At 37.3% G+C, this 10,919-nt stretch carries 13 protein-coding genes, 1 pseudogene and 1 riboswitch; of the genes and pseudogenes, 6 read left to right on the top strand and 8 right to left on the bottom strand.

The features are described from left to right. Window positions 1-106, top strand: a pseudogene (locus M1V25_RS09750) (IS5/IS1182 family transposase); the annotation flags it as partial. Here the strand turns inward: M1V25_RS09750 and M1V25_RS09745 are convergent. The 4 genes from M1V25_RS09745 to M1V25_RS09730 form a co-directional block, all read right to left on the bottom strand. Beyond that, a complete protein-coding gene (locus tag M1V25_RS09745) occupies window positions 82-291 on the bottom strand; it encodes an alpha/beta fold hydrolase (protein ID WP_498843158.1) in 210 nt (69 codons plus the stop codon). The pseudogene M1V25_RS09750 and the gene M1V25_RS09745 sit on opposite strands and share 25 nt — an antisense overlap. Before the next feature lie 8 nt (window positions 292-299). After that, window positions 300-1,055, bottom strand: coding sequence for a tetratricopeptide repeat protein (locus M1V25_RS09740; protein ID WP_498843157.1), 756 nt, complete (start codon window positions 1,053-1,055; stop codon window positions 300-302). Beyond that, window positions 1,055-2,173 (bottom strand): dual-specificity RNA methyltransferase RlmN, encoded by a 1,119-nt coding sequence (gene rlmN, locus M1V25_RS09735; protein WP_498843156.1) that lies wholly within the window; start codon window positions 2,171-2,173, stop codon window positions 1,055-1,057. Before rlmN ends, M1V25_RS09740 begins: the two co-directional genes overlap by 1 nt. A gap of 168 nt (window positions 2,174-2,341) precedes the next feature. Continuing rightward, window positions 2,342-3,592: an MFS transporter gene (locus M1V25_RS09730; RefSeq protein WP_498843155.1), complete on the bottom strand. Its 1,251-nt coding sequence runs from the start codon at window positions 3,590-3,592 to the stop codon at window positions 2,342-2,344. 138 nt (window positions 3,593-3,730) lie between these two features. Between M1V25_RS09730 and M1V25_RS09725 the strand changes: the two genes are divergently transcribed. Both M1V25_RS09725 and M1V25_RS09720 read left to right on the top strand, forming a co-directional pair. Continuing rightward, window positions 3,731-4,252, top strand: a complete 522-nt coding sequence (locus tag M1V25_RS09725) for an ATP-binding cassette domain-containing protein (RefSeq protein WP_498843154.1) — start codon at window positions 3,731-3,733, stop codon at window positions 4,250-4,252. Further along, window positions 4,239-5,594 carry an ATP-binding cassette domain-containing protein gene (locus tag M1V25_RS09720; protein WP_498843153.1) on the top strand — a complete coding sequence of 452 codons (1,356 nt, stop codon included), beginning with the start codon at window positions 4,239-4,241 and terminating at the stop codon, window positions 5,592-5,594. The genes M1V25_RS09725 and M1V25_RS09720 overlap by 14 nt, the downstream gene beginning before the upstream one ends. A 49-nt stretch (window positions 5,595-5,643) precedes the next feature. Here the strand turns inward: M1V25_RS09720 and ribH are convergent, their stop codons facing one another. Genes ribH through ribD form a run of 4 tightly spaced genes read right to left on the bottom strand, consistent with a single transcriptional unit; the run spans window position 5,644 to window position 8,940 of the window. Beyond that, window positions 5,644-6,075 (bottom strand): 6,7-dimethyl-8-ribityllumazine synthase, encoded by a 432-nt coding sequence (gene ribH / locus M1V25_RS09715; protein WP_498843152.1) that lies wholly within the window; start codon window positions 6,073-6,075, stop codon window positions 5,644-5,646. 1 nt (window position 6,076) lies between these two features. Beyond that, window positions 6,077-7,288, bottom strand: coding sequence for a 3,4-dihydroxy-2-butanone-4-phosphate synthase (gene ribB / locus M1V25_RS09710; protein WP_116963846.1), 1,212 nt, complete (start codon window positions 7,286-7,288; stop codon window positions 6,077-6,079). After that, window positions 7,269-7,877, bottom strand: coding sequence for a riboflavin synthase (locus M1V25_RS09705; protein WP_498843151.1), 609 nt, complete (start codon window positions 7,875-7,877; stop codon window positions 7,269-7,271). The genes ribB and M1V25_RS09705 overlap by 20 nt, the downstream gene beginning before the upstream one ends. A gap of 1 nt (window position 7,878) precedes the next feature. Next, on the bottom strand, window positions 7,879-8,940 hold the full coding sequence (gene ribD / locus M1V25_RS09700; RefSeq protein ID WP_498843150.1) for a bifunctional diaminohydroxyphosphoribosylaminopyrimidine deaminase/5-amino-6-(5-phosphoribosylamino)uracil reductase RibD: 1,062 nt from the start codon (window positions 8,938-8,940) through the stop codon (window positions 7,879-7,881). 187 nt (window positions 8,941-9,127) lie between these two features. Further along, window positions 9,128-9,320, bottom strand: a riboswitch (FMN riboswitch). A gap of 236 nt (window positions 9,321-9,556) precedes the next feature. Here ribD and M1V25_RS09695 point away from each other — a divergent pair. The 3 genes from M1V25_RS09695 to M1V25_RS09685 all read left to right on the top strand — a co-directional run. Then, window positions 9,557-9,814 carry an IS1-like element transposase gene (locus tag M1V25_RS09695; RefSeq protein WP_498843149.1) on the top strand — a complete coding sequence of 86 codons (258 nt, stop codon included), beginning with the start codon at window positions 9,557-9,559 and terminating at the stop codon, window positions 9,812-9,814. Between the two features lie 180 nt (window positions 9,815-9,994). Next, the gene (locus M1V25_RS09690; RefSeq protein WP_498843148.1) at window positions 9,995-10,330 is read left to right on the top strand and encodes a hypothetical protein; all 336 of its coding nucleotides are present in this window, start codon (window positions 9,995-9,997) and stop codon (window positions 10,328-10,330) included. Beyond that, window positions 10,284-10,919: MFS transporter (locus tag M1V25_RS09685; RefSeq protein ID WP_498843147.1), on the top strand; the 636-nt coding region annotated here is incomplete at its 3' end. The genes M1V25_RS09690 and M1V25_RS09685, both read left to right, overlap by 47 nt.

Below are 10,919 nucleotides of genomic sequence, written 5' to 3'. Positions count from 1 at the left end.
AAAACGTTTTAAAATTATTGCCGACAAATATCGGAATAGACGAAAAAGGTTTGGACTTCGATTTAATTTAATAACGGGAATTTACAACTTTGAATTGACTAATTGAGGTTTGGAAAGAACTCTAATATTATATTTTTCCGAAAGCTCACGAAATTGAGCTTGCCAGTTAATTCCACTACCGGTAATTCCATGAATAAAAAACAAAGTTTTACGTCCAGGATCAATCTCATTATGATAAACACATAAACGTCTTTTTGTCCGAAATAAGCGTTTGGTAATCGATAAAATCATTATTTCATCTACTCGTACAGATTAGAGCTTAATTGCAAACGTAAACTTGCAGCCTCATTATATTGTCCTAATGCTTGCAGAATATCCATTTTCAGCCTAATACTCTCTTGAGTTTTTCCAGCAAGCTCAATGTAACGATTAATTCTTGTAAGCGCATCTTGATACTCTTTTTGTTGATATTCAAGTTGGGCTAACTCCCAATATGCCAAGGTGCTGCCTGATGACCCTTGATCAATCGCTTTTTCAAAAAAAGTTTGTGCAAGCTTGTAATTTTCTTGTGCCAACAAACAACGCCCATACAAGGTAAAAGTTTCTGCTAAATTAACGTTACTAGATAACGAAATCGACTCTTTGAAAAACGCATTGGCACGATCATATTGATGCTTATTCGTACACAAAAATTGGGCGTAAAAATTATAAGCTTGAAAATCACTTGGCGCCATGTGTAAGGCTTTTTGATAAGATGCTTCCGCTTTATCTGGCATACCTAAATTTTGGTAATATAAACCTTCGGCATAATAAATTGTTGCAACGTTTCGATCTTGTGACTTTGCTTTTAGTAGTTTTTCCTTCGCTCGATCTAACATCTGTCTTTGTGCATATACCACCGCTAGCTGAGCATTGATTTTAGCAGCTTTTTCATAATTTACCTGAACTTCCTCGGGAACGCCTGACAATGACTTTGTGTTGCTTGCACAACTTGTCAGCACCATTACTAACAACAGCAAACCGACATTGGTTATGAAACTCCTAATTTTAGACATTATGCCTCACTTAGTTGACGCTGATATCGTGCCTGGCGATTTGTTTTATCTTGCACTTTACCTGCCAACTGACCACATGCGGCATCGATATCATCACCTCTGGTTTTTCTTATCGTTGTAACAAAGCCCGCCTCCATTAAATATTGCTGAAAGCGATGGATGCGGTTATTACTTGGTTTCTTGTATGGCGTGCCAGGATAAGGATTAAATGGGATAAGGTTGATCTTAGCGGGTACCTGTTTTGACTTCAATAGTGTAACTAGCTCTTTTGCATGTGCTAGCTCATCATTGACATGTTCCATTAGCGTATATTCAAAGGTGATTTCCTTGTGTGGACCTCTTTGCGCATATAATTTGCATGCCTCCATTAGCTGGTCAATATTATATTTCTTATTAATAGGCACTAATACATTTCTAAGCGCATCATTAGGTGCATGCAAAGACACGGCCAAGGATACATCTGATTGTTCCAATAAATCATAAATGCGCGGCACGACCCCTGATGTGCTTAAGGTAACTCGACGTTTGGATAACCCATAAGCCAGATCATCCATCATGATATCCATCGCTTTTACTACTGCATCGAAATTCATCAAGGGTTCACCCATCCCCATCATCACGACGTTAGTAATTTGTCGATCATGCTCACCATGCTGCTTTGAAAGTGTACGCACTGCTGTCCATACTTGTCCAATGATTTCGGCAACGCTCAAATTGCGATTAAAGCCTTGCTTACCTGTTGAGCAAAAACTACAGTTTAAGCTACAACCCACCTGTGAAGATACACATAATGTCCCACGAGAATCCTCGGGAATGTAAACGGTCTCAACCAAGTTACCACCGACATCAATAAGCCATTTATGCGTACCATCGTTCGATGGCTTGTCAAGTGCCACTTTAGGAGTAACAACTTCCGCAAGCTCAATGAGTTTCTGCCGCAAAGCCTTACTAAGATCACTCATTTCCTCAAAAGAAGTCACGCCTTTTTGATGTATCCATTTAAACACCTGCTTTGCGTGAAATGACTTCTCTCCGATACTGGCAAAGTAGTCTCGCATATCTTTTTGACAAAAATTCATTAAATTTGTTTTTATTTGACTTTCAATCACCTGCTGCATTATTGATTACTCTATTTGCCTAACTTAAACTTACTTATGGTGGATGCTCTTTCAACCCAGGCATTATACACATGATTACTTTGCGTTCAATCGTTTTTGTTACCTGAAATAGCCATGGCTGTCCCATCTAAAAAGGCTTGACAGCTCATAACCTGAAATGTTTTGTAACTACTTTAATCTGCCCCCAGCGCTATGCTCTGCCACTTTCTGAGGCTCCGTCGTTGCTAGGATAACAATCAAACTACCTACTAAAGCGATTATCGCTTCAGCAAAATATAAAGCTTGGGTATGCAGCGTTTTTCCTTCAAAAGTGACCAGCAAATACAATATTAAAATGCCTATGCCTGACAAGCTATTAAAAGTTGATTGCGCCCTACCCTGGTATGCAACATCCGTGTGTATTTGCGCCTGAGCAATTGATAGTGCCCAGCTGGATAAACAAAAGCCAATAACAAAATAGGAAATAAGGCTTATCACCATACTGAGGTTAGTGGCAATCAGTAATAACATAAGGAACATGACAAACATCAGTGACGCTACGGTTACTCTAAACCTTAACTTTTCACATAGCATCGGTGTGAAAAAGCAACCAATAAATACACCCATTGAATAAACCATCTCAAACAAAGCAAAAATTCGGCTACTTGCATGCAATACCTGATTCACATAAGGAACTAACAAAACAGGGATGGTCATCAGTAATACCATAACAAACGTTTGGACAAGATAGACAGACACTACGCCTTTTTTGTTAAAAATGTATTTGATTGACTCGATATACTCTCGTATGAAAGAAGTGCTTTGCCTATTGAGCACCTCTTTTTTATCGTGTTGGTACCTCATCAGTACATTAAAATACCCCGATACTATAAATAAGATCCCACCAACAAACAAAGTCCAAACACTCCCAAAAGCATAAATGAAAACACCGCTAAGCCCCATTCCAATGATCGTACCTACTTCATAAAGCATATCAACCGTGGCATTTGCCTTAGGTAAGTCTTCTTCTTTAACAATCTGAGTAATCATAGGAATAGCCGCAGGCATATAGAATGAGACAAAAACGCCTAATACGATGGCCAAAACAAATATATTATTGTGCCAATTTAGAAGTTCCAGTAGTACGAAAAGACAAATAGCAACCCCTCTTACAACATTGGAGAGCACCAATATCATTTTTCTATTGTATCTATCAGCACACACCCCAAAGAAAGGACCAAAAATAATGCTGGGCGCCCAAATACAAAACATCAACAATGACACACCGCTAATTGACTGAAAATACTCATATGCGTACCAGGAGGTTGTAATATACACCAATCCATTGCCAATCGTTGCGGCAATTCCACTCAGTGCAAAAAAGACATATGATTGATTTTTAAATAGCCTCACTCTTGATAACAGTTCCCTATAAAGCATTCTCTACTCCCGAAGCTATATTTTCATTTTTTTCTCGATTTTGAGTCTGGGAGAGTACTGAAAACTTTAAAACCTGTACATCTCCAATTAATTGTTTTTCCATAAGATTGTGTCATTGAAATTCCATGTGTAATCTCTGTGTTAAGAAAGGAAGCTCTAGGATTGCATCATCTAAAAAGGCTTTCAGATTATATGAATTTACCGTGTCAAACATCAAGTATTTTGTTGCTTTTTTTCTATTTTCCAACAAAAATAATAAGAATTTCCAAACCTAGCTTGAAAAATATGACAACTTTAGTTGCTGCCAAGGATTTATCCATAAAAAGTAATCTTGAAATCATATTAAAAAATATAAACTTCTCTTTATCCTACAAAGAGAAAATAGGGCTTATTGGTTATAATGGCTGCGGAAAGAGCACCTTGATAAATAATATCTTGAATAACAAAGAAATCACTGTCTCTCATGAGTGCGTTATTGGGCATGTGAGTCAATCAATATCAACAGAAGACTCTAAGCTAAGCGTACTTGCTTATTTGTCCCTCAGTAACAGTTATGTAAGTAGCGAGTGGGATTATCTTAAGCTGTTAGAAAAATTGGAAGTTAAAAACGTCTCCATGGCAACACTAATGAAAGAATTAAGTGGCGGTGAACAAATATAAAATAAAATTTGCGCGCGCATTGTTAAATTCACCCAATTTGCTCCTACTTGACGAACCAACAAATCACGTTGACATTAAATCCATTCTATGGATCAGAGCATTTCTAAAGAACTGGAATGGTGCTTATTTACTTGTTTCTCATGATTTAAGGCTGTTAGATGAGGTTACAGAATACACTTGGATATTGAGAAATGGTGTTATGTATAAATTTGATTTACCTGCAAGCAACGCACTGCGTGAGCTTAATGAATTGGATAAGTCATTGGATAAAAGATTTCATGATGAATTTACCAAAATTGAGAGGCTAGAAAATAGTTCAAAGCAATTAGCCATTTGGGGTAGAGATTTTCACAGTAAAGGACTCTCAAGGAAAGCAAAATCAATGCAAAAGATGATAAACAAGAAGAAATCGACATTAGAGAGACCAAATACAGAAATTCCCTGGAATATTTTCTTAAGTGGCATGCGTCTATGCTGTAACCAAATAATTCAAAGCAACGGATTTAGTTTGCATACAGACAAGAGGTTTTTGCTTAATGTTGCGCCTTTTATTTTAGAGGCAACGGAAAAAATAGCGATTTTGGGTGCTAATGGGGTTGGCAAATCAAGTTTTTTAAATGAGATATGGAATAATTACCGATCAATTAAGGCAGGTGCTTTGATACAGTGTCATCCAAAAATGGTTTTGGGATATTATGATCAGCAACTAAATTCCCTTGACACGGATAAGTCTTTGTTAAGTTCAATACACAAGTTTTTGGACGAGCACAATCATGATAGAAGAACTCTAGACAGCGATATAAACAAGCTGTTAATTAAATCAGGATTTTTACATGCTGATTTAGACAAAAAAGTTGCTGTTTTAAGTGGTGGCGAGAAGGCGCGGCTTATGTTTTGTTGTTTACAGCTATCGCAAACTCATTTCCTATTACTTGACGAGCCAACAAATCATCTGGATATTTACGGTAGCACAGAGTTAATTACTGCGCTAAATGCCTACAAAGGGGGCTTTTTTCTAGCATCTCATGACAGAAACCTTGTTTCATCAACTTGCAACAAAGCATGGGTATTTGATAGTAATCAAATAATAGAATTTCTTGATATCGACAAGGCTTATGATCACCTAGAGGTAGGCATAAATCAGGGTGCGTGCGAGGAAAACGTTCAAAATACTTACAATCCTGTATTTAAGGATGCTGACGAGCTTCTTAAAGAACTGATTAACCTTGAAACTCTCTTGCAAGAAGATTTGTTACGTAAAAGCAAACATCAAAGACCTAAAATGCATCCACTATGGGAAAAACGTATTATGGAAATAAAAACAATGCTTCAATTTGAATAGCAAATACCTCTACAGTTTATCTTTTCAAATACAGCCTACTTGCTACAAATCAATGTCCTGCAATCTCCTTTTTAAGTGCAATCATATCAAGAGCTGCCTGTAAAGCATAATGCCCTTTGTGACCTTTTTCACCGCCAACGCGTGCTAAAGCTTGCTCCTTATTATGTGTAGTCAACACTCCAAAAATAACCGGTAAATCATAGCTCATCATTACATCTTGTGTGCCTTGTGAAACTTGCATACATACATAATCATAATGGTCCGTTTGACCACGAATAACACAGCCTAAAAGCACAATAGCATCATACTTTTTAGTTTTGGCTAACTGCTTTGCGGCAAAAGGCAATTCAACTGCACCTGGCACTTTATAAACTTTAGGCGTTTTAATCCCTTGCTTCTTTGCCTCTTCCAATGCCCCTTCTAATAACTTATCGGTAATAAGTGCGTTAAATTCACTCACTACAATTGCAATTTTTGGCATGTCATACTCCTTTAATCGTGTGTTTAAATTGTTGTTTTTTGGTTTGTAAATAGTGTTTATTATGTTCATGCACAACAGATTGTGACACCAACGCCTGAACGTTAATGCCAGCAGCTTTAAGAGCCTCAACTTTGTCAGGATTATTCGATATCAAACGACATACTTGAATATTATAATGTTTCAATACTTGTACCGCTAAATCATATCTACGATTATCCACAGGTAGGCTCAATGCTTTATTAGCTTCCACCGTATCAAGCTTTTTGGCACGTTGTAGTTCATATGCTTTAAGCTTGTTAATTAAGCCTATATCACGACCTTCTTGATCAAGATAAATTAAAATTCCACCTTCCTTTGAAATTTCCATTAAGGCATGATGCAACTGTGATTGGCAATCACACTTAAGCGAACCAAATAAATCCCCTGTAACACAGGATGAATGAATACGCACTAATGGATTTTCAAAGATATTTTTACTCAAAATTTTGACTTCACTATTTGTCACAGGGTCAACAAAAACCGCCATCTCAAGTTCACCATAATCTTTAAATGGAATTATGGTACTCACGGCTTTTTGAATAATTTTCTCACTTGCAAGTCGATACAAACGAAGTGCTTTAATACTTAAAATAGGCAACTCATGTTCAAAGGCAAAACGCTCTATTTGCTCTCCTTTCATCATTGTGCCATCTTTGTTCATAAGCTCACACAACACTGCCACAGGATAAAAGCCTGCCATTTTAACTAAATCAACACTTGCCTCAGTGTGTCCTTGACGCCCCAACACACCATAATCATTGGCCACCAAGGGGAAGATATGTCCTGGGCGACTGATTTCATCTGAGGTAACGTTCGGATTAGACGCAACCTTAATCGTATGTGCACGATCTGCCGCTGATACACCCGTTGTGACACCCTCTTTAGCTTCGATTGAAATCGTAAAAGGTGTTGTATATTGACTGGTATTTAAATCTACTGGCACCATAGGTGTTAATTGTAAACGCTTAGCATGTGCTTTTGACATAGCAAGGCACACAATACCACTGGCGTGCTGTAGCATAAGATTCACATTTTCGCTACTGGCAAGCTGACCAGGAAAGATTAAATCACCTTCATTTTCACGATCTTCATTATCCAAAACGATAATGCTTTTGCCTGCTTTTAAAGCCTTAATCGCCGTTTCAACTTGCTGTTTAATTTGCTCGAATGTCACGAATTTTCTCCATATAATGATGAATATGTTTGCCAATTGGATCAGCTTCTAAATTGACATTGGTCCCTACTTTATAGTTTTTAACAACCGTCACTTTAATCGTATGCGGAATAAAAGTCACAATGAAATGATCTTTGCTGACTTCGATAATAGTAATGCTCATCCCATCAATCGTTACAAAGCCTTTGCTCACAAGATATTGTAAAATGACTTCAGGAGCACTTATGGCTACAAGCCAGGCATCTCCCTCGTGAGTGATACTTTTAATCACACCTACACCATCGACATGACCTTGTACCATATGCCCTCCAACAAAATCACTTAACCGCAATGACAACTCTAAATTAACTGAATCATCCACCTTAAGCATACCTAAATTCGTTTTACGCAACGTTTCAGGGACAACCTCAAATTTAACATTGCCATAATTTAGATTGATATTTACAACAGTCAAGCAAACACCATTAATAGCAATGCTATCGCCTATTTTACATTCATTCGCGCGTTTGAAACTAACCTCAATTGAAATTACATCTTTACCACCAATGGATACCACTGTTGCAACCTCTTGTACAATTCCACTAAACATATTACCTTATCTCTCCTTTGCAATAATAATCACTTGCAATAAAATTTTGCTCACTTATGTCTAGAGTTTGTTTCTTATTACAGCCGTTAATAATGACTGGTGCAATAAAGCTGTGAACCTCATTGACTAAACCCTCGCTAAAAAAGTTGTTAAGCAAAGTTCTACCACCCTCTACCAATAGGCTTGTTATACCTTTATCTGCCAAAACTTTAAGAACTTGCTTTAAATCTATTTTTTGTTGAGAATTCAAAGGCATTACAATGCATTCCACGTTTTTGCTTTTCAATGCTTCAAGGGCTTGTGGATTAGCATATTGACTGGTAAACAAAATAGTAGGAACTATAGCAGTATTAAATACATGAGCATCTATTGGTAAATCAGCACTTTTTGAAATAACAACACGTAAGGGATGTTTAATGATTTTGCTATCACTCATACGAACAGTCAGTCTTGGGTCATCATCAACTACGGTATTGTGACCAACCATAATTGCATCTAATTGATTGCGTAGATTATGTACCATTTTTTGTGAAGCTTTATTGGTAATTTGTTTAACATCACCCGCTTTTACCTGGAGCTCACCATCTAATGACATTCCCCATTTGGTTATAACATAAGGAAGCTTTGTTTGATGATAGTAAAAAAAGATTTTATTCAGCCTAGCTGCCTCTTGTTGCAACAAGCCTACTATAACTTCAATCCCTACTTGCTGTAAGTGATTAATGCCTTTACCTGCTACTAACTGATTAGGATCAATAGAGGCAATAACAACCTTTTTAACTTCCGCTTTAATAAGTGCTTCCGTACACGCACCGGTACGTCCCACATGACAACATGGCTCAAGTGTGACATAAACACAACTTCCTTTTGCCTTTTCTCCAGCTGCTATTAACGCATTGAGCTCAGCATGGTTACCACCTGCATACTCATGCCAGCCTTCACCAATAATACATCCATTTTTCACTATGACACAACCAACCATTGGGTTAGGTGATACGCTTAAACGACCACGCTTAGCCAACATTAAGGCTTGTTGCATATAAAACTGATCTGCTTGAAACACTTAATAATATGCCCTTTTTATGTTATTCATTTAATTCAGGGCAAAGAGAAAAAGAATCATGCTAAAAACAATAGTTGTTGGTGTTGATAAAGTCTTATCTAAACACTTCAATACGAATACAATATCTCAAGCAGCTTTTTATAGCGTTTTTATAAAAAACCACATAATTTGTATTTGTTAACATTGCTTATTTCTTCTTTCATCCGGACTTTAACCGTCGGCTTTGGCTTCTTACCAAATCTGCTAACCTTCTCCATTAGGAAAAGCGCTCGTGGGCTCTTTGTATCTAAATATAGTCTATAACATCACAAACTATTTTGCGATGGGGATAAATACAAAACACCACCGGTGGGGAGTTTCACCCCGCCCTGAAGAATGTGTGTTGATTTTACATATTTTGCTGAGAAAAATCTAGCAGTTACAAACTTTTAGAATGGTTTTATTGTAACCGCTCCAATAACCCCATCTAACATTCCAAGTTTCTAAGTGTCAAAATATGCTCGTGTACATCAAACATGGAGCAATTACCGATGACTAAAACACAAGCTAAATGACTACAACTCATCAAGGGTATTGTTGTAATCTAGCATATTTGTTTTGATACTCTCAAATCAAAATGGCAAAAATTGATGTACGTTGCAGAAATTGCAACTCAATAAAAACGGTTAAAGCAGGTAAGAATCAATTGAAATCTAGTCCAAATGGTGCGCAAAGATACCGTTGCCTAGATTATAGCAAATACTTTCAACTTGAATATAAAGCACTAGGTCGGCTGCCCAAGACAAAAGAAAGAATTATTGATATGTGTAGCAATGGTAGTGGTATACGAGATACTGCAAGGGTTTTAAAAGTTAGCACAAAATCTTGGATTTAATAAAGCCTAGGGTGTCAGAAATAGTTAAGGTGCTAAAGCAGGGTCATAATACTCAAACAATAGAGTCAAACTCCTATCATGTTTCTGGTAAATTAAAACTAGAATTGACTAGAAAACACTATAACAATGCGATAAATTTTATTACTCAAACATATCAGGAATTTATATGAAGGAGATAGAATGAAATTATACTTGGCGCACTTAGGGTTTTATGATGATAGATATGGAATGTACGAAATTCATATTAATAAGCTTGCCGCTGCTGTAATTGAAGAAGGAAAAAGTGCTGACATCGATTACCATGCACCAGCTCCAGCTTTCGTTCCCATGGTAGCTGTGGCGGCAGGTTATGTTGTCAGTGAAGCCGTTAAGCTATTGACTGGATTTCAGCCCTCTGCCTTATCTAATAAATTGAAAGCATTTTGCTTTGACCGCATGAGCATAGATACGCTGGAAGAATGGCAGAAAAATGAGCACTGTAGCGTTTGTGGTAGCGTACAGGAACTCACCAGATGAGAAAGTTAATCCTCTCCTACATATGTTCATCAACAGCGACCTGGACGGTGGCGTTTTTAATGCCACTTATCGTGCTAGATATCACAAAATCAGCTATGTTAGTATCACTAACCTATATGCGATAAGCTTTCTACCTTTTGTGTTGGTAACGCCTTTTGCTGGCGTGATCAGTGATTTATATGACAGAAAAAAGCTCATGATAATATTGGAAAGCACGAGTATTCTCTTGGTGCTCATGCTTTCACAGCTACACTTCACCCATGCCAACCTCGGTCTTCTGTTGCTTCTCGTCTTTCTCGTGTCTTCTGTTGGCGCATTTCACCATCCGCTTTTTCAGTCTATGATACGAAATGTGGTTATTCAAAAACGTATTAAGACTTTTAATGCCTGGACAAGCATGACGGATAACCTTATTAGCTTTGTTGCACCAGCCATGGTTGGCTCACTAATTGCCATTTTCACAAAAACCCATGTCTTATACATTATATTACTGGGTTATGTATTCTCATTATTCACCCTTATACTTATCCGTTACAGTGATGAATATGTGGAAAGTATAACCGCTATAAGAAATGTATTTGTCTTGTTG

Origin of the sequence: Candidatus Nebulibacter yamunensis (assembly GCF_024208055.1) — a bacterium.
GTDB classification, from domain to species: Bacteria; Pseudomonadota; Gammaproteobacteria; order Francisellales; family Francisellaceae; genus Caedibacter; species Caedibacter lacustris.
This window is presented reverse-complemented; position numbering and strand designations above follow the sequence as displayed.